Genomic DNA, 19991 nt, shown 5'->3' with positions numbered 1-19991 from the left:
CTAAACTAAATTCACCCCCCGGGCGTCCCAACATCCAATCCCTGATTGATTGACTGTAGGCCTTGCAAACAATGGAGTTCCGGCGCCGCGAATCACGCCCGTCCAAACAAGGGCGCTTCCCTGCGTTTAAATATCTTCCTAAGAATTCGGCAAGTATCGTGCCTCTATTGTGGTATGAAACAGGATTACGCGGACTCACCGCCGATGCGCGAGTAAAATAGACTAGCGCGTCTTGAGGTCGATTCAAGCATTTGAGCGCATATCCATAGTTGCTGAGCGCTTCATCGTTTCCATTCAGGGCTATGTGTCACCCGATTTTCGTCAGCACCCGGTCGGGTACCTGACCGCCGGAATTTTCGAGAACCAGGATGCCGATCGATTCGAGACGTACGCGTTTTCAATTGGCCCAAGCGATAGCAGCGATCTGCGGAAGCGATTGGAAAGGTCCTTTCACCGCTTTATCGATTGCCATGACAAGAATGACAGTGAAGTCGTGGAAGCGATCAAAGTTGCGCAGATAGATATTCTCGTAGATCTTGCGGGCCACACACAGAACGCCAGGCTCTCCTTGTTCGCATCTAGACCCGCTCCGGTGGTCATTAACTTTCTTGGTTTCGCTGGGACATTGGGGAGCAAAGAACTATCGGATTACATCATCGCCGATCACATCGTCTTACAGGAGCAATTGACCAATGGAAGCCGCCACAATTGGGTTAGACATTTCGAAGCACGTATTTCACATCCATGCAGTTGATGACCAAGGCCAAGTGGCCGGTCGCCAACGTCTCCGGCGAGGCGAGATCGTGTCGTTCTTCTCCTCGCTCGCACCTTGCCTGGTCGGCATCGAAGCCTGCGCGACTGCTCACCACTGGGCGCGGGAGATTCGGCAGTTTGGACACGATGTCAGATTGATTCCGCCAGCCTATGTTAAACCCTACCTACGAAGAGCAGCCAAGAATGACGCCGCTGACGCGGCCGCGATCTGCGAAGCGGTCAGTCGTCCTAATATGCGGTTCGCCCAATCAAGAGCGCTGATAACCAGGGCTTCTTGATGCTTCATCGTGCAAGAGGCTTGCTGGTCCGCCAACGCACCATGACAGCTTGCGCCATTCGGGCTCACTTTGCTGAGTTCGGAATCATCGTCAGGCAAGGCCGGCAACGGGTGGATGGTTTGGTGGACTTGTTGGATGACGAAGAACTGACGGTACCGGCCCACGCCCGCATCGCACTGGCCGTCCTTGTGAGCCAACTGAAGGAATTGCACCGGCGGGTCGCGGCCATCGAGCGCGAACTGGCTGAGATCCAGCAAGTAAATCCGATGGCGAAGTTGCTGTCCTCGATTCCCGGGATCGGTCCCATTACGGCCACGGCTCTCGTCGCGACCGTACCGGACGCGACCATGTTCCGCTCCGGGCGGGAGTTCGCGGCCTGGGTTGGCCTGACGCCTAAGCAGAATTCCACCGGCGGGAAGCACCGGCTCGGCCGCATAACAAAGCAGGGCGATTCCTATCTCAGGCACTTGCTTGTCATCGGAGCACGCAACGTCGTTCGGTACCCAAAGGCACGCTCCCGGGTTGGAGGCGGCTGGATCGAAGCCTTGCTTGAACGGCGTCGGCCGATGGTCGTCGCCATCGCCGTTGCCAACAAGTTGGCCCGGATCGTCTGGGCGATGATGACGACCGGGGAATTCTATCGGCCTAAGCTCGCGACCTGAATGTCGCGTGTGTTGGCCACGTTATGGTGTGAGGGCAAATGACAGCATGACCGGCGGAGCTGGGGATCGAGCAAGCCCGAAGAGCTTTAAGCGCAACAAGCGCGACCCGTTGATGAGGCCTCGATCCGCGATCTCCATCAGGGCCAGCGGCCATGGCATCGGTCGCACAAACAGGCCGTATACATGAACGCACCCGACCGGTACCCAAAGTGCTGCTGAAATCCCTTGCATCCGCGGGGCCAATGGTATGGACCCCGCCCTCGCCGCGGTGGAATCTCGAGCGTCAACTGCAGTGAAGGAGGATATCATGCAGGTCGTTCGTATAGGTCTAGATCTGGCGAAGTATGTCTTCGAAGTTCACGGCGTCGACAACCACGGGAAAGTCGTTGTGCGAAAGAGGTTGCGTCGCGATGCGGTGGCCGGCTTTTTCGCCAATTTACCGGCCTGCCTGGTCGGCATGGAGGCTTCCAACGGGGCACATTATTGGGCTCGCGTGCTCACCGCGCTTGGCCATCAGGTCCGACTGATCAGCCCTCAGTTCGTGACGCCATACGTCAAGTCAAACAAGAACGACCAGAACGATGCGGAAGCCATCTGCGAAGCGGTCGGCCGTCCGTCCATGCGCTTCGTGCCACCGAATCAACCGATCAGCTGGCGGTACAGGCTGTCCACCGCATTCGCCGACGCCTGGTCGCCGACCGGGTCAGGCTCGCCAACCAGATTCGCGGTCTTCTGTCCGAGCATGGCATTGTCATTGCCCGTGACATCGCGCAGCTGCGGCGCGGCCTCGCTGTCATCGTAGGAAACATCAATGACGGCCTCAGCGAGATGCTCCGAGCGCTCATGAGGGAATTGCAAGAGGAGTTGTCCGAGCTTGATAGCCGCGTTGCAGCCTATGACCGCCGGATAAGGGAAATCTTCCGTACGAATGAGCAGTGCCAGCGGCTCGGCAAAATCGAAGGCGTCGGACCTGTGACGGCGACAGCCTTGATCGCCGCCGTGGGCGATAGAAGCTGTTTCAAGAACGGCCGCCAGTTCGCGGCTTGGCTTGGCCTGGTGCCGAAGCAGCGATCCAGTGGAGGGCGGTCCCGCTTGTTCGGCATCAGCAAACGCGGCGATCGATACCTGCGGACGCTGATGATTCACGGAGCTCGCGCCGCTTTAAGTCGGGCCACTGGCAAGCAGGATCCGCGAAGCCGCTGGCTCGGCAAAATCCGGCAACGGCGCCATCCCAATGTCGCGGCCGTGGCTCTTGCCAACAAGAACGCGCGGATCGTGTGGGCTATGCTCACAGGCGACGCAGCTTATGCGCCGGCGCTGTCGGTGAAGGCGGCCTGAAACGAAGCGGCAATCAAGGAAAGGAGGTCTCACCCGGCAATTGCAACAAATGGCAGGAGATGGCGAAAACGGTCACCCCGTCGCTTCCCGAACCTGATGTGTGGACCGGCACGGCTTGCGCCGATGTCTCGGGGCCGTTGAGGTGGAAGCGGGCGAAAACCATCGAGGCTCGCGGCGGAGACGTTGTCCAGCCGCATCAAGAAGCCGGATATACGTCTGCAGTTGTGACCGTCGATCCTGATCAAGCCGGTCGTTGCAATCGGGCGGGGTCCATATACGTCTATACATGAAGCTCTCGACGAAGCCGTTCTGCATGGGCTTTCCCGGTGCTGAAGTGCCAATCGATGGCTGCGTCCTTGCACCAAGCCAGCATGGCGTTGCAGGTGAACTCGGTGCCATGGTCGGACACGATCATTCCTGGCTTGCGGCGTCGCTCGACGATTGCCGCGAGTTTGCGGGCCACGCGCTCCGAGATCGACGTGTCCGGAATGGCGCCCAGGCATTCCTTGGGGACGTCGTCGATGATGTTGAGGATGCGGAAGCGTCGACCATTGGCGAACTGGTCGTGGACGAAGTCCAGCGACCAGCGGGCATTGGGCTTGGCCTCGACTAGGATCGGGGCCCGTGTCCCGGCGGCCTTGCGGCGAGCCCGCCGCTTGCGGACGGTGAGCCCTCGCAATAAAGCCGGTAGATCCGGTTGATCCCCGATGGCTCGCCCTCCCGCCGCAGCAGGACGAACAGGCGGCGATAGCCGAAACACCGCCGCTCGTTGGCGAGATCGCGCAATCGGCCACGCAGAACGGCGTCCGGCGGACGACTGGAGCGATAGCGGATCATCTTCCGATCCGCACCCACGATCGAGCAGGCCCGGCGTTCCGACAGGCTCATGACGGCCTGCAGATGCGCGACCGCAGCGCGCTTGGCGGCGGGCCCTACCATTTTTTTGAAAGGAGCTCGCGAAGTGCGGCTGCATCAGCATCTGCTCGGCCAGGAGCTTCTTCAGCTTCCCGTTCTCCTCCTCCAGGGCCCTCAACCGCTTCGCCTCGGAAACGTCCATGCCGCCGAATTTGGCCTTCCAATTGTAGATCGTCGCCTCGGAGACCCCGTGCTTGCGAGCCAAATCGGCCGTCTTCGCCCCGGCCTCATGCTCCTTCAGCACCGCAATAATCTGCTCTTCCGTGAACCGTGCTCGCTTCATCTGTCCGTCCTTCTTCGGGCCGGACTCTAACTCCTTCTGGAGGAAATACTCAGCGGCAGGTCAGGACGTCTGGGACAACGATTTCGTCGATTTTGTCGAAGAGGCGCGTCTCACCTCACAGGGCGAATCCGATGACGAAATCGCCTTCGGGGCTCTCAGGGGCTTCCCGGACGCGCGCTACGGCACTCGCGACGGACAAGCCAGGCCTCATGGGAAGGGCGCAACGAGAATCCGGCTGCCATCGAGAACGAGCTTGGACTCATCATTCTGCGGACCAGCTCGCCCACCTCGACGGAAGTCTCGACCGGTGGCCCGCGACCACGACAGCGGGCCCAATGCCGAATCCGGTTCAACGAGCGATCGACTCACAAACACCTACTTGGAGCCAGACGGCAGCCGGTGCAGAGCTCGGTGGCTTTGCGGGAGATAGTCGACCAGCTGCTCCCGCAAAGGATCTATATCACCTACTCCAAACTGTGCGGCTCGTTTAGCGTCGCCGTTATTTTCACCAAGCCTGCACCGCGACGACCCATGCTTACGATTTTCGAAGCCATGCATTTGGAGCGCAAGTAAGATTCGTCCCGAAGGCATCAGTGTAATAAGTATCGATTAAGAATCCTGATTGCTCGACCAACAGCAGTCCGTCAATGATCTCTCTATCAGCCCTCATGGGATTGTCTTCAATTACGTAATAGTCCCCTGATACCAGAAAGCGGTTCAGGTAAGAGAACATCGAAAATATCTGTACGTGCGCGTCGTCGATAACAAGCCAAGGATGAGGGAGCCTCATCAGCAGGTTTTCATCAAAGGAAGCGACGTCCGAAAGATCAGCCTCATGAAAGGTGAGAAATGGGTGCTTTGCCCTTTCATGAATACATTTGGGGTGCAGATCAAAAGAATGCACTTCACCGGGATCATCACAAAGCACTGACATGTGATCAGCAAGCCAAAGTCCGCTTCCACCCTGATAGGAACCGAGTTCAACGATTGTCTTTGGCTGAAGTTCCCAAATGAGCCTTGTATAAAGAGCGAGATCAAAAGGGGTTTTTATGTGTATTAATCCTTTGTACGTCAGCGCCAAGGCACCGATCTTGGTGGAGCGCTTGTCAAAGCTCTTCGGGTAAATAGTCGACATCCATCCTCGCGCCGACGGTTTCGCAAAGCGGTCGGAATAGTCAGCATTCAGGACGCTACTTATTGCAATTTCCATATCAAGAAGTCCGCCTGGCTTTATTTGCTCGGGATAGTTCTTGTGGGCGGCTTCCCAAAAGGCCTGGTATCCAGAAGCGAGTTTCATAGGTCTATCTCCGTACTTGCCTGTCATTTTGTCTCACGAGAGCGTGGCCTACACCGCAATGGGTGTAACTTTGGCTTGATCTAGTTCTAAACCTGAGCGATTTGGCTGCTGATTCGCTTCCGCCGAAGTTTCATGGCCTCGCGCCTTCTTCTTGAAGCATAGTGCAACCACTTCAATCTTTCTTCCCGCCGGACGAATTCGAGGCGACCGCTTGGCTGCTCCTCGACGATAAGCAGCATCTGCGGTTTGCCTTAACGAGGGCCGACATCGGACAACTTTTCCTAGCATCTCCTGAGCTGCTACGAGCGCTTTTGTCGCAGTGCCTCGTTGCTCCTCATTCAGCAATCGGCGTGCCAATCGCCAAATATGGCGATCGCTGGCGTAACGAGAGTGAAGGCACGCATACATACCAGTCAGCCGACTGTAGTGGTCCGCCATACTTTGTCCGGTTCGCAGCAACGGAGCCATCGACCGGACATGCTTAAAGGCTCAGCATGATCTCGGCCGCCTGGCGGCTCAGCCTCGAACGTCTGGTGAGAGGATTAGTGACATCTGTCGTCTTCCCCGCAAGGCGGTTGGCATTGGGGTGTCTCATCGGCCGTCATCATTTGTAAGAATGGTCGGCCGGCCCTGCCGCTTTCGGAGCTCGCAAGTCGCCTTCGGTACTTCTATCGAATGACTCGGATCATCGGTCCCAACTGAGCCGCTCCGAGTACTTCCACCAGGGTATCCACTGCGCCTTCGAAAGACATAAATACTTCAATACCATGGAACGCGCGATCAGGCCTCCACCGAGCACGCCTTCAATTCACTCCCATCCAGGCCTTTCTTGCTAGTGTTCCGACTCACATTTCGCAATCGTAGGTTCGCATGGCTGTGCCGATGATGAAGGTAGACAGCGACGGCATATCCGATGGCGATGTAGCAGCTTGCCGCTCGGATATTGAGCGATGAGGGCGCGCCGATGCGGCATAAGAGGCGCAGGCGCTGGCTCCGAGAGCCCGTCTCGTACTGACCTGTGCGGAGGAAGGAAGGTGGCGGCCAAGCTGGGGCTGGATCGGCAGACCGTAGGCAAGTGGCGGCGGCGTTTTATGGCGCAGTGCGTGGCCAGGCCGTGCGACGAGCCACCCTCCGGCGCGCCGCGCAGGACTGACTATGCCGTCTCATCGCTACGAGCGCAACCGCACAGGCGAGTTCCGCAAGTTCTTGACAAGTCGTCCGTGAAGAACCGTCAACGGCTTGATTTGGAGCCGAAAAAGAGCGACGAGGGGACAATATGATTTGCCAGAAAACGTGATTGCGAGGGAGGATTCCTTGCAAATCTGATTCGTGATTCTGTGGTTGCGAAGGACTTCGTTGCGAAGGCCGATGCGACCAAAGGAACGACGCGACAGTGGCCAGGCCGATCTGCTGCGGTCACGGCTGGATGCGATCATCGACATGGACCATGCGCTGGTGAAGCTGGCGCGGACGATCGACTGGCCGTTCCTCGAGCAGCGGCTCGGAGCAGTCTATGAGGACAAGCCGGGCCGGCCGCCGCTGCCGACGCGGCTGATGGCTGGATTGGGCATTCTCAAGCACACCTACGACCTCTCCGAGGAGGTTCTGTGCGAGCGCTGGGTGGAGAACCCCTATTACCAGTTCTTCTGTGGCGAGGAGTTCTTCCAGCACCGCCTGGTGTTCGACCGCTCCTCGCTGACGCGCTGGCGCCAGCGCATGGGCGAGGAGAAGCTGCAGGCGCTGCTCCAGGAGAGGAGAGCCTCTCGGTCGCCACCGGGACCGAGGCGATCAGGCCGTCCGATCTCAATCGCGTCATTGTCGACACCACGGTGCAGCCCAAGAACGTGATGTTCCCGACCGACGCGCGGCTTCTGAACCGCGCCCGCGAGATCCTGGTGCGGCTCGCCGGAGCCGGCATCAAGCTGCGTCAGTCCTATGGGCGGGTCGGCAAGTTCACGCTGATCAAGCACCAGCGCTACGCCCACGCCAAGCAGTTCAAGCGCGCCAACCGGGCCTTGAGAACGCCTCAGAACCTATCTGGGCCGCGTCATCCGCGACATCGCCCGCAAGCTTGAAGGCAACGTCGACTTGCTCCATGAGATCGCGCTTGACCGCTTGCTGACACGGGCACGACGGGTGCTTGACCAGAAGCAGCACCAGCGTGGACCGAAGGTCTACTCGCTGCACGCCCCGGAGGTGGAGTGCATCGGCAAGGGCAAGGCGCACCGGCCCTACGAGTTAATGGCATGGACCACGCCCGCTCTCAACGGCAAGGTAGAGCCCCGGCAAGAGAAGGAGCGCAAACCATGTCCCATACGAACATTGTCACGATCGGCATTGATCTAGGCAAGAACACATTCCATGTGGTGGGGTTCGATGCAACGGGTGTAATCATCCTACGCAAGAAGCGATCGAGAAATCAGCTTGAGCAGTCGCTGGCCAATGTTCCGCCCTGCCTGATCGGAATGGAAGCCTGTGCAGGAGCACACCACCTGGGTCGCAAGCTCGAGAAATTAGGCCATCAAGTACGGCTCTTGCCAGCGCAGTATGTGAAGCCATACCTCAAGGGCCACAAAAATGACTTCCGTGATGCCGAAGCCATCGCAGAGGCGGCGCAACGCCCGACCATGCGCTTTGTCCCGTTGAAATCGGCCGAGCAACTCGACTTGCAGGCGCTGCACAGAGTTCGCAGTCGATTGGTGACACAGAGAACCGCGGTCATCAATCAAATCCGAGGTTTTTTGCTTGAGCGAGGGCTGCCAGTTCGGCAGGGAGCGGCAGCACTCCGATTGGCACTTCCACAGATTCTCTCGATGCTCTCGGATAACTTGTCGCCTCGAGTGGTTCGGCTCATTCAGTACCTTGCCGAAGACTGGCGCTTTCTCGAGCGGCGGGTCGCATCGATCACGAAGGAAATCGACGAACTCGCTGATCAAGACGCACACTGTCGCCGCCTGATGAGTGCGCCGGGTGTCGGACCAATCATCTCAAGTGCGATGATCGCCGCGATCGGAACTGGTGATGCCTTCCATAAGGGCCGCGACTTTGCAGCATGGCTTGGCCTCGTACCGAAACAAATTTCGACCGGCGATCGAACCATTCTCGGCCGCATATCGAGGCGTGGCAATCGGTACCTCCGAACGCTGTTCATTCAAGGGGCCAGAGCCGTACTTCTAAGGCGTCAGAGTTGGCCCAGGCATGGCTTCGGAGCCTGGTTGGAAGCAGCATCCAAGCGGCTCCACTCGAATGTACTGGTTGTCGCCCTGGCCGCAAACCTCGCGCGCCTAGCCTGGAGCATGCTCGCAAAGGGCCGTGATTAGGACGCCAACTTCATGGGCCACGCCGCGTAAGACACGGCCGGGAAGGAGAAGATCCACGGTCCAACCGGAAAGGCACAACATCCCGCCGAGGTTTGCGAGACGGAAAGGACGATGGAGCAACGGTTGCACCGACACTTCTGAAGCCTGGTTCGACGCCATGGCCCTTCTTGAGGCCGGCGAGTTATTGAGGACAGAAGTGGGCGGATATCCATAATGGCTCGAGGCGAGAGCCTCAAATCGAAGCCGGATAGATTGGCGCAGACCGCTACATCCGTTTGTCGATTCCTCTTGCAACGCGGGCGTGGTACATAGATCGGCGTCAAGGTCTCGGTCGCCACGACGCTATCGCATGCCAAAGGCGGCCAGTTCGTCACCCCCGTAAAAGCGCTGCCCGGCAACCCCTATGACGGCCATACGCTCAAAACCGTGATCCCGGACATGGAGGCACTGATCGGCAACGGCATCAAGCGCATGTTGCTCGACAAAGGTTACCGCGGTCACAATGCCCCACCCGAGTACAAGTTCAGGGTGTTCATCTCAGGCCAGAAGCGGCGGGTGACGCCACAGATCAAACGCGAGCTGCGTCGACGTTCGGCCGTCGAACCGGTCATCGGCCATCTCAAATCCGAGCACCGGATGGGCCGCAACTACCTATGGCACCGCCAGGGCGACGCCATCAATGCCGTCCTCGCTGCGGTCGGCTACAACTTCCGCCGCCTCATCCGGTGGCTGGCGCTCTTGTTGCGCCAACTCCTCGTCCAGCTCACCGCTCGACTTCAGTTCATTCCAGCCTGAAATCCGCGTTCTTCACGGACGACTGACAAGATCGAGGCCGCCGTACCACGAAAGCTCGACGTCCAGCTGTCATGGACAATTACGTCACGCACAAGACCCCAATGATCCGAAGATGACTGGCCAAAAGGCCGCTTTGGCGCGTTCACCTGATCCGATCAGTTCGTCATGGCTCGACCAAGTCTATCATTTCTTCGCGCTCCTTACTGGCAAGAAAGATCAGGCCGCGAGGTTTATCGCAGCGTAGCCGCGCTCAGGGCTGACATCGTCTCGTTCATCGAGCGACACAACGCTGATTGCAAATCCTTCAGATGGACAAAATCCGCCGCTGACACGCTTGCTTCTATCGAGCAGTTCGTCGTCACAACGCCCCAGCAAAACAAGAGCCGATGCAGCGAACTTCTGGTTCAGGATACAAGAGCATCGGCCCTCGAAGCCTTCAATCCGGTTCCACCCGGCGAGGCCGCGGATCATAAACGGAATCAAGCGCGAATCGGCTTTATCGCAAGGGGAAACCGACGATCCGGGACGAGCATGTCGTGCGCCTTCCAAGTCTAAAAAGAGCGAATGCGCTAGGTAACCCTCGTTGGTACCTTCTTGGTAGCTTTGATGCGGGTTACGCTACCCCGCCGGTCGACACTGATGGGCCGGTCGCCATCGATGGTGGCGCGACGAACGACGCGGCGTTGTTCGCCGTAGTCATTGACCGCATAATGTTGCGTGGCGCGATTGTCCCAGATCGCGAGATCGCCCTCCTTCCAGTTCCAGCGCACAGTATTTTCGGGCGCGGTGATATGAGACTGGAAAAGATCCAACAGCTTCTCACCGTCATACTTCGTGATGCCAATGAAACGTTGCACATAATAGCCTAGCACCAATGAGCGTTCGCCGGTCTCGGGGAGGATACGCACAACGGGATGCTCGGTCTCGTAGATCGTTCTAGTGAAAACCTCTTCGAGGAACTTCTTGTCGGCCTCGCTGGCGCCGGTCCTTACGCCGTAATCGTTGGTGTGAACGGCCCAGAGCGAGTCGGCAAGCCGTTGCAGCGGCGGGGGCAGGTCAAGATAGGCGGCGGCGGTGTTTGACCAGATCGTGTCGCCGCCAAATGGTGGAATAATAACACCTCGCAGCAGCGTAATCTTGGGATAGGTATCTACGAAGGTCCCATCGCTATGCCACAGGTCGGTTCGGCTAGCGGGCCGGGCGGAATCAAGATCGAGAATCGAAACCGTTCCCTTGGTAGGATCGACGGTCGGATGCGGCACAAGATTTCCAAAACGGAGAGCAAAGCGCTCCTGCTCGGCGTCGTCGAGATGTCCCTGGTCGCGGAAAAAGACGACCTTGTGCTTGAGCAGTACGCTCTTGATCGCGGCAATTGCCTGGTCCGGCAAATCGCCTGACAGCTTAACATTACTTATTTCAGCGCCAATGCGCGCTGAGCGCTTAAGTACGCTGGCACCCGGAATGACCTTGTCGATCAAAGCTGTTTCACTCATCATCGTATTCTCCTGGGTTGAGTTTTCTTCGTCAGACTATGCCATTCAACTGCGACACGCACGAGCGAACGCTAGATGCGGATACATAAAGCTACCTGGCGAACTGGCCGTTGATGTGCTGTTTCGTGCGCCAGGACAGATCGCGGCCGATCCGCGGCGCGACGGATCCTGTTGGAGCGCAGCCTTCAATTTCGAAGTCGGCAAACTGCCAGTCGTTGAACGTCATGCATCGGTCGACCAAAGGTAAAGGACCATCTCGACTCATCATGACGTTGTGCGTCGCTTCGCTCAGAGTCGTCTGGCTGGCAGAGTCGATCGCGTTTGCTCTCGGCATTGTTGTGAAGCGCCTGGCGGCATGGCAAGTGACAGCACCGGTTGTCATGTTTGGCCCTCCTGCTCCCGGCTGATCCCAGCAAACACCGTGCCACTCGCGAAAGCCGAAAGCTAAAGCCGCTCATTTTACAGGCTCATCTTGGTAAGGCAGCCCACCAGCGCGTTCAAATGTTCTGCTGTATTGTCACGGAGGCGGCGAGCGCAGACGGATTGTACAGCACCGCTGCGCGAGTGCCCGCAAGACGCACATTGAAAATAGGCTTCGTCCTGCGAGATCATTGCACTTGCCGACCGCGCCTACGAGGCAGCGACGGCAGGCGAGCTTAGCGGCCGCTCTCTAGTTCCGGAGGAGAAGCGGCTCGAGCCGCTAAGTATTATGATCCTTGATTCTCGTTCCGGCCTCCCAGGCAGGAAATATGCCGTTGATTTTGGAAGCTTGGAGCGCGATGTGTCGGATCTTTCCACAACCAGATCGTTTGAGAGGCGGCCCGTCTCGGATCGTAGACCCAAGTCATTCTCAAGCTAATGATGAACCCGGGACAAGAGGCGACCGAGACCATCTCGTTGCGCCGTCGATGTACAATTGGCGACTCTGACGTCGGAAAGCGGACGCCGGGTCGCAAAATTCGCCTCGAGGTTGGCAGACACCGTGTCAGTCCTCGAGGACGGCGCGCATCAGAGTCCCGAGTGTGGCATGCCGATTGCTAAGTCGCTGGGCGTCCACCTGATGGGCCCGTGATGCACGGCCGGAATTTTACCGCCCAACGCGATAAGATATACACCGGCGATAAAAGGCTAGCTTGATTCTTCTCGTAGTTGTTGGCTGCGATGCATATTGGGGGCCTGAAACACCCTTAGAAAGGATCGGTGTGTACCTGCGTTCTTTGCTTTGCCGACTCGTGCAGCCCATGAGTGTGACGTGTGCGAAGGACAACAAGTTATATTTGGAGGATGGGCAAATAGAGGAGGATCGTTTATGAGCGGAATCGAGAACGTTGCGCTTGGTCGGTTAGATAAAGACGGGCGCTTTGCAGTCCTGCCGGCCGATCACCTCACCCGCATATGTGCAGCGCTGCTGCAGGCCGCTGGCGCCTCGGAGGACGAGGCGCTAACGGTCGCCACTGCTTGCGTCAATGCCAACCTGGCGGGCCATGATTCGCACGGTGTCATCGCCATTCCGGGGTATATCGACGCTATCAAGGAGGGGCATATCGTGCCGGGCGCTGAGTGGACCATCGTGCAGGACTCACCGACCACGGCAGTCATCGACGGCAATTGGGGCTTCGGATTCCACGTGAACGCCAAAGCGATGGCGCTCATCATCGAAAAGGCGAGGGCCGCCAATGTGGCGGCCTGCACGGTGTCCCGGCAAAGCCATTTCGGACGGCTCGCCCCCTACACCTTGATGGCGACAAGCGCGGGCATGATTGGCCTCGCGATCGCTGATTCCGGACGTTCACCTAAATATGTCGCGCCCTTCGGCGGTCGCGAGGCGCGGCTGGGCACCAATCCGATCTCGATCGCGGTGCCCTCCGATCTTAAGCCCCCGTTTGTTCTTGACATGGCGACTTCGGCGATCGCCTTCGGCAAAATCCAGCTCGCGATCGTGCGCGGCGAGAAGATTCCCCTGGGCTGGATCATCAATGCCGACGGACGGCCGACCATCGATCCGCGCGACTACAGTAAAGGCGGCGCGTTACTGCCGCTCGGGGGCACTGAGGGGTACAAAGGTAGTGGTCTTGCTGCGATGGTAGAAGTGCTATGCGGGCTGCTGACCAACTTTGGCTTGGGGGGAGAGCTGAGCGGCCCACACAATAACTGTAGCTTTATGGCCGTATTCAATGTGGCAGCTTTCCGCCCACTTGATCAATTCAAGAAAGAGGTAGCCGACTTCGCGCGATACCTGAAATCGACGCGGCCCTCGGAAGGCTCATCCGGTGTGTTCTATCCCGGCGAGCTCGGATATTTGCGCGAGCAGGAGCGCGCGGAAAAAGGGATCAAAATTGAGGATCAGACCTGGGAGAAACTCTGCGGGCTTGCGCGTGAGTACGGGCTTGCTGGCGAACTCGATCTCGCCTGAACTGGAGAGCGGCATGACACAGCAACTGGCGATAGCTGTCGCAAGGCGCGGACCTGAACTCACCCCAAACTCATAGCGCATCGGCAATCGCGCGCCGACGCGTGCCGCGCGGCAATCAGGGTGACAGTGCGGCATCACTCAGGGGAGAGAGAGAGACGTCGGGCTGGTGACGCAGGGAGGGCGCAGCCCGACCGGAATCACGAGCCCGGATCCACAGGGGGACCGCGCCGTCTGGTGATCACGGTCGGCTGGTCTTCAGCAAAAGGTTCTTCCGCTAAGAGGAATCACTCGCTTGCCAGGCGACAGGTTACCGATCACCGGCTCTACATGAAATACCGTCAGACCGATGCCCGCCAGTGGCCGCGGCCAAGGCCTCGTTCAGTACCTCAATCGCGTTTCGCTCGAGAAGGATGAAGCCTCCCATCGTGGCCCGACCGAGCGATCAGAGAGCAGTCTACAGCCCTTCGGCCAAGGCGACGAAGCTCTCGCCACCGAGCGCGACATGAGCGTGCTCGAACCCGCAATATGATTGTCGGCGTGACGTCAAGCGGCGGATTCACTTGCAGGGTGTTTTGCACCGTGCCCTCACGCCTGATCGGCGACCGGCCGCGGGTCCGCCTTTACGGCGATCGTCTCGACGTATTCGTCGGCGGCACCCATCTCGTCACCTTGCCGTGTGGCCGGCCGCACCCAACGGCAAGCACGACCAGGTCGTCGATTATCGGCAGGTGATCCATTCCTTGCGGCGCAAGCCAATTGCGCTCTACCGGGATCGACTGTTCTGCGCGAGACCTATCGCCCAACCTTCGATCGCTTTGCGCGAACGGCGATCGGACAGCGGCTCGTAGGAGCACGAGATCGCGGAACGCGGACGCCTCGCATCGATTCACCGGCACGATCGATCTCGTCCAGAAGCTCCAGCTGCCGCGAGGCGAGCTCAGCCTCGAGGCCACCATTCAACCGTTTCCATCGCTTTGACCTGCTGATCATCGATGATCTCGGCTTACGTCAACAGGGTCAGGCCGAGACCAGCGTGCTGTTCGAACTCATCTGCGCGCGCTACGAACGGCGGCCGATGCTGATCACCGCCAATGAGCGGTTCGGCGAATGGAATAGGGACTTTCCAGATCCCGCTATGACGCTGGCGGTCATAAAGTTGAAGATGATCGTGCCATCGACGCAGCGCGCCGATGTGAGGGAGGCGGAGCGAGATATCCGCCTGATCCCAACACAATGCTAGGACGCAGGATCGGCTCGCTCGCATTTTCCGAAGGATGCGACAAGCGGGAAGCGACCCAGCCGGCGCAGCGCATGTCGAGCGCATCGCCGAGGTCGCCATAGAGCGCGCGATCTGTAACGGGGTTCACGCTTGAGCGCGGGCTCTACATGAGGTTCTATCCTTGTCGTGCGAGCATGTTCGATTACCTACCGCCATGTCCGAACTCGGACCCCCCAACTCGTTCAGGCTGCTGGTGACGCTTACTTCTCGGTCAGGAAATTTGACACGGGATTCCGCGACTGGCATGCCGATTGCTGAGATGAGAACCGCCGCAGGCAAAGCAGTTTAGTAGCCGCCGCGTCGCCAACAGTGCCCCGTGTACCCACATCGAGTGGATGCCGAGAGAATGCACTGATTAGGTCTACTCTCGACAATTCAAAGGCGGTGAACATCATGAGGTGGAACTTATCGCTGGCCGGCCCAGGTTCGGGCGAAGGTAAGCCTTGAACGAGGAGAGAATGTGAGAACGATCTACGAAGTGTTCATTAACGTGAGCGGTCGAGCGAGGAGGGCCGAGGGGGGAGACGAATGCAACCCCGGAGCAGATCGCGAAGTTGGGATCGAGGCCGTTCAGGCGGCGCATAGTAGTGCATATCACGTGCATGATTCTGAGACCCGGCGAGGCTCGCGGTGTCCGGTGCTGTATGCAGCAGTAGTGCAGGGTCTTCGGAAAATCGGGTGCAAATCCGGTCATCATCTGACCATGGGTGGGGACGACCTTACCGAGGGCGGTGGGGACTCTCCGCTCCCGGCATGCTCGGCGGGGTGAACATGTTGGATGCGCTCGAGCGGCTGGTGCCGGTGATCAAATGGCCCCCGGACCTGCACAATGAATTGAGGTATCATAAGCTCCGTACCCCAATTGGACAACGCACTGCTGGTTCGCCATGGTGCGCCGGACGATTTGAAAATCCGGTCGCATTCGACGTTTCGATTCGACCGATGCAGCTTCCGCATGCGTCATTGTTTCTTGAACGTGCGTATGAGTTTAACGGACAACCTTTACCGCTGACCTTCGGTCGGCGAGGGAGCTTGAGGTCGTGCAGCAAGCGGTGCAGGATTCTCGAGCGGATCGGCGAGGAGCAAGGGCCATGATGAGGTACCTTAAAGCTCGCCCTCAAGTCTGATTGAAGCACATTTGAGAGGTTCAAAATCGGTGTCTGAGAGTTCAAACCTCATGTCTGACAGGCGGCCGCGAGCGGTCGGGTTGCTCGGGGGCGGGGTAATCGGCGGCGGGTGGACCGCACGGTTTATCCTCAACGGGGTGGACGTGCGGCTGTATAGCCCGTCGACCAGTGCGGTCGACCGCGTGCAGAAGATGCTGGCTAACGCGCGGCGGGCATATCGGCAGCTGACGGAGGTTTCGCTCCCAGTGGAGGGGACGCTAACGATAGTGAACTCGGTCGCGGACGCAGTGCGCGGTGTGGAGCTCGTTCAGGAATCGGCACCAGAGCGGCTAGAGCTCAAGCAGCAGCTGCTGGCGACTGCAAGCAAGGCGGCGGCTCCTGGGAGCCTTATTTGCTCATCAACCTCAAGCCTGCGGCCGTCATTGCTCGGGGTAGGCGTGGACCACCCCGAGCGCCTGCTCGTCGCGCACCCATTCAACCCAGTATACTTGCTCCCCCTGGTTGAACTGTGCGCAGGCCAAAGCACGGCACCTGAAATGCTGGCGCGGGCCACGAAGCTTTACCGAGCGGTCGGGATGCACCCGCTCGTTGTCCGCAAAGAAGTCGATGGTTTCATCGCGAACCGGCTACAGGAGGCGATGTGGCGTGAGGCGTTGTGGCTCGTGCACGATGATCTCGCCACCGTGGAAGAGGTCGATGATGCGGTCCGCTATTCGTTCGGGTTGCGCCGGGCGATCATGGGCCCCTTCCGCTTAGGCACCGACGGCGCCAGCATGCGCCACTACATGCAGAAATGGGGACCGACGCTAAAGTGGCCGTGGACGAAGCTTACCGAGGTGCCCGAGCTTAGTGACGCTTTTCTCGATAAGCTCGCCAAGCAGTCAGACGCGCGGGCCGAGCACCTGACCAATTTTGAGCTTGAACAGAAGCGCGACGACTGCCTCGTGGCCGTTCTGAAGGGCTTGCGTGCCGAGGGCTACGGCGCGGGTGAAACGCTCGCGCGATGGGAACGGGAGCTGTGACAGGAGTCTCAGGGCATTGTGTCAAAAGTCTCCGTGGGGGATGAATTTACTTTGCGATTATCAAGCCTGAGCCATCCGCGAATTTGCTGGTCGCACTGCGCGGTCAGGTCTCAAACTCGCGGAGCGACGCGTCGCTGGCGAGAGACTTGAGGACGACAAATAGTAATTCCCGTTGCCCTGGCGCGGCCGTTAGCGTTTTTTGCGGAAACTTCAGCCGAGCTCCTATTGCGGATCAGACACGATGGGGCGTCGAAGAACGGCAATAGATCCGCTCCGCAGCACGAGTCCCACTACTCTAATGCCCTCCCTTAGCCCAGGACCTGTCGCGATGCATCACCGCGACGCCGTCAGGAAGAACGATCAAGCAAAAAGGGGCGCAACAGCGCCCGCGCGCTTCTCCAGGTTGATGGAGGCATCGGTGATCTAGTGTCCCAAATCAGAAAGTTCGCGACCATAGAGTCGCAGTAGACTTGCGTCGCTGTGCCAAGGAATGAGGAAACGGCGATGAAGTCTCCAGGGGCTATCCAGCAACTTGCCCACTGATATTGAGCGATGATGAGCGTGCGAACTGACATCGCTGACGATGGCGCAAGACCGCGCAGGCGCCAACTTGTCCAGATTGTGCTGACTTGGGGACGGAAGGTGCTCAGAACACGGAAGTGGTGGTCAGCCTTGATTTCCTCAAGGAACTTGCGGCTTCTGCCGGAACTTGTCCGCAGCGCCGCAGCATTGGATCGCGCAGACCGAACTCCTCGCGACCGATCCGATCGATCGACCACTCGATACCGATAGTTCAACGGCCCGGCTGGTAGCCCTCTGTGAACGACGGACGTTGACGTTCTGACATTCCAGACCTCCGGGCTCTCTGCGCCTACTTCAGGTATCCACTGATTCGGAGGAATTCAGTGCTCTTAGTGAAGAACGTCGTTCAGGGTTGGCAGCTCCTCAGGTTGACCATTATCAACCGCGAGTGGCTGTTCTCGTCGATCCCGCCACCGGTCCGAATGCTCTGCAGCACTTTGAACGGCGGTATGTGTCAATACTCGTTTCAAGTTGCCAATGCAAATACCTCACCAGAGTAGGTAGTGTCTCGACCTTTGCAATTGAGGTACCTCCGGTGCCGCGCGCTAGCACTGACGACCAGCAATCGATCGAACCATCAAATGGATAGCGCTGCGCCAAAACTTGTCTGAGATCGCTTAAACCAGAGGTTTTCGGTAATGACCCGCACCGAATCGACACATTCCCCTCTGAAAGAGCGGGTCGCGGACACGTTGCGTAAAAGTGAGACGCTGGAATCCTCATATGAGACGGTCACAATCGGCCAGCTGGTTTCAACTCGCGCAAGAACCCACAGATCAGCGACTGCCATCGATGTCTTCGAGCTGGGCCAGCGCGCGACTTACTCGGAGATGGACGAATGGTCCAACAAATATGCAAATGCTCTCCGTGCATTCGGCGTATGTAAAGGAGATTGCATCGCCGTGATGCTGCCCAATTGCATCGAATATCCGCTCCTGTGGTTTGCGATTGCGAAATTGGGTGCGGTGATGGTCCCGGTCAACATGAGATACACGCCGAGGGAAATTGAATACGTTCTCAGCGATACACAGGCCAAGTTCGCCGTCGTCGACAAGTCCGCATGGTCAATATTCTCTGCAATGGAGCCTTGGCCGCAAGACCTCGCCAAGGAACGATTAATTCTCATTGGTCAGCCTGCCTGTGGAACAGCCTCTACTCTCGACGAATTGCTCAGTGGTGTCGACGATTCTCAGGTGGAGGAGGATGTCCATCCGGACGACCTCCTGAGCATTCAATATACCTCCGGAACAACTGGCTTTCCGAAAGGATGTATGTTGACGCATGAGTACTGGAGCGTGTTCTCCTACCAGCACGTGTGTTGGGACGAGCCATATCAACGGTATCTATCCGCACAGCCGTTCTTCTACGTCGATCCCCCACTGCATCTTCTCAAGTCGTATCGACAGGGCGGCACGCTCTACCTCGCTTCGCAACTCAGCTCGAAGCGCTTCATTGGTTGGCTCAAGGAACATCGTATCGAGTGGTGTCAGGTTCCCGAGCTGATCGCGCGTCAGGCCGAGGCGGATCGCGAAGACGGGAAGACATCACTGAAGCACACTCTGAATTGGGGGTGGAGTCCGAACACGGTACGCCAATTTCGAAAGCGTTTTCGAGTGCGCACCGAGGAAGCCTACGGGATGACGGAAATCGGCTTCGCTACGCGAATGACGAACCAGCTCGACGAGCTGGCCGAATCGGGCTCGGTGGGGATTCGCGCACCTTTTCGGGCGCTGCGGCTGATGAATGCGGATGGCAGGCCCACGCCGATCGGTGAGGTCGGCGAGTTGTGGGTAAGGGGACGCGGGATCTTCAAGGGGTATTGGAATAAGCCGGAAGTAAATGCCGCCCTCTTTGAAGGCGAATGGTTCAAGACCGGCGATTTAATGCGTCGTGATGACCTCGGTTTTCATTGGCTGGTTGGGCGGACGAAGGACATGATCCGCCGCTCGAGCGAGAACATCGCTGCACGCGAGGTGGAGGCAGTCATCCGCGAGATCCCCGAGATTGCTGATGTAGCTGCCGTGCCTGTTCGTGATGTTAATCGCGGCGAGGAGGTCAAAATATATGTCGAACTGAGAGACGGCATTATGCCAGACAATTTAGCCGTGAAGCGCATTCTCGAGCATGCTCGCGCGCGCCTTGCCGCGTTCAAGGTGCCACGGTACATCGCCTTCACTCCTGCCCTTCCTAGAGCCAGCACCAGCAATAAAGTACTCAAACGTGAGCTAACCGCCGTGACCGATCCGCTCGCCGGTGCTTACGATACGAAGGAGAAGCGCTGGCGCTGAAGCCCACCATTCCTCGCGCGCGCAAATAGCTAATTTAAAGATCAAAGGACGACGTGATCACTGCTGGCGGTTTCGCCATTGCTCGATCTCGAGCTCGGCCCCTCGTCCTTAGCATAGGAGCTTTT

9 protein-coding genes and 7 pseudogenes are annotated in these 19991 nt (G+C 58.4%); 11 read left to right on the top strand and 5 right to left on the bottom strand.

Annotation, left to right across the window (positions count from 1 at the left end):
* Positions 1-232: 232 nt before the first annotated feature.
* From ACVWY3_RS23395 to ACVWY3_RS23385, 3 genes and pseudogenes are all read left to right on the top strand, one after another.
* Positions 233-754: an O-linked N-acetylglucosamine transferase family protein gene (locus ACVWY3_RS23395; RefSeq protein ID WP_456840583.1), complete on the top strand. Its 522-nt coding sequence runs from the start codon at positions 233-235 to the stop codon at positions 752-754.
* A pseudogene (locus tag ACVWY3_RS23390) lies at positions 693-1714 on the top strand (IS110 family RNA-guided transposase). The gene ACVWY3_RS23395 and the pseudogene ACVWY3_RS23390 overlap by 62 nt, the downstream one beginning before the upstream one ends.
* Before the next feature lie 307 nt (positions 1715-2021).
* A pseudogene (locus tag ACVWY3_RS23385) lies at positions 2022-3052 on the top strand (IS110 family RNA-guided transposase).
* Positions 3053-3340: 288 nt separating this feature from the next.
* Here ACVWY3_RS23385 and ACVWY3_RS23380 read toward each other — a convergent pair.
* Both ACVWY3_RS23380 and ACVWY3_RS23375 read right to left on the bottom strand, forming a co-directional pair.
* Positions 3341-4250: pseudogene (locus ACVWY3_RS23380) on the bottom strand (IS3 family transposase); the annotation flags it as partial.
* Between the two features lie 535 nt (positions 4251-4785).
* A complete protein-coding gene (locus ACVWY3_RS23375) occupies positions 4786-5547 on the bottom strand; it encodes a CmcI family methyltransferase (protein ID WP_456840582.1) in 762 nt (253 codons plus the stop codon).
* A 1368-nt stretch (positions 5548-6915) separates the two neighbouring features.
* Between ACVWY3_RS23375 and ACVWY3_RS23370 the strand changes: the two are divergent.
* The 3 genes and pseudogenes from ACVWY3_RS23370 to ACVWY3_RS23360 all read left to right on the top strand — a co-directional run.
* Positions 6916-7785 (top strand): annotated as a pseudogene (locus ACVWY3_RS23370) (IS5 family transposase); the annotation flags it as partial.
* A 68-nt stretch (positions 7786-7853) separates the two neighbouring features.
* Positions 7854-8867 (top strand): IS110 family RNA-guided transposase, encoded by a 1014-nt coding sequence (locus ACVWY3_RS23365; RefSeq protein WP_456840581.1) that lies wholly within the window; start codon positions 7854-7856, stop codon positions 8865-8867.
* A 315-nt stretch (positions 8868-9182) separates the two neighbouring features.
* Positions 9183-9662, top strand: a pseudogene (locus ACVWY3_RS23360) (IS5/IS1182 family transposase); the annotation flags it as partial.
* Between the two features lie 216 nt (positions 9663-9878).
* On the opposite strand, the gene ACVWY3_RS23355 reads toward ACVWY3_RS23360, so the two are convergent.
* The 3 genes from ACVWY3_RS23355 to ACVWY3_RS23345 all read right to left on the bottom strand — a co-directional run bounded on the left by ACVWY3_RS23355 (position 9879) and on the right by ACVWY3_RS23345 (position 11537).
* A complete protein-coding gene (locus ACVWY3_RS23355) occupies positions 9879-10145 on the bottom strand; it encodes a hypothetical protein (RefSeq protein WP_456840580.1) in 267 nt (88 codons plus the stop codon).
* An 86-nt stretch (positions 10146-10231) separates the two neighbouring features.
* The gene (locus ACVWY3_RS23350) at positions 10232-11155 is read right to left on the bottom strand and encodes a TauD/TfdA dioxygenase family protein (protein ID WP_456843435.1); all 924 of its coding nucleotides are present in this window, start codon (positions 11153-11155) and stop codon (positions 10232-10234) included.
* A gap of 91 nt (positions 11156-11246) precedes the next feature.
* Complete coding sequence (locus tag ACVWY3_RS23345) at positions 11247-11537, bottom strand: hypothetical protein (protein WP_456840579.1); 291 nt, start codon at positions 11535-11537, stop codon at positions 11247-11249.
* A gap of 927 nt (positions 11538-12464) precedes the next feature.
* On the opposite strand from ACVWY3_RS23345, the gene ACVWY3_RS23340 reads away from it, so the two are divergent.
* From ACVWY3_RS23340 to ACVWY3_RS23320, 5 genes and pseudogenes are all read left to right on the top strand, one after another.
* Positions 12465-13568, top strand: a complete 1104-nt coding sequence (locus tag ACVWY3_RS23340) for an Ldh family oxidoreductase (protein ID WP_456840578.1) — start codon at positions 12465-12467, stop codon at positions 13566-13568.
* A 435-nt stretch (positions 13569-14003) separates the two neighbouring features.
* Positions 14004-14379, top strand: a pseudogene (locus ACVWY3_RS23335) (IS21 family transposase); the annotation flags it as partial.
* A gap of 74 nt (positions 14380-14453) precedes the next feature.
* Positions 14454-14715 (top strand): annotated as a pseudogene (locus ACVWY3_RS23330) (ATP-binding protein); the annotation flags it as partial.
* Between the two features lie 1309 nt (positions 14716-16024).
* Positions 16025-16996, top strand: a complete 972-nt coding sequence (locus ACVWY3_RS23325) for a 3-hydroxyacyl-CoA dehydrogenase NAD-binding domain-containing protein (RefSeq protein ID WP_456840577.1) — start codon at positions 16025-16027, stop codon at positions 16994-16996.
* A gap of 1220 nt (positions 16997-18216) precedes the next feature.
* Entirely contained in the window at positions 18217-19866 is a 1650-nt protein-coding gene (locus ACVWY3_RS23320) for a class I adenylate-forming enzyme family protein (RefSeq protein WP_456840576.1), read from the top strand.
* Positions 19867-19991 lie beyond the last annotated feature (125 nt).

The organism is Bradyrhizobium sp. USDA 4486, assembly GCF_054057995.1.
This window is presented reverse-complemented; position numbering and strand designations above follow the sequence as displayed.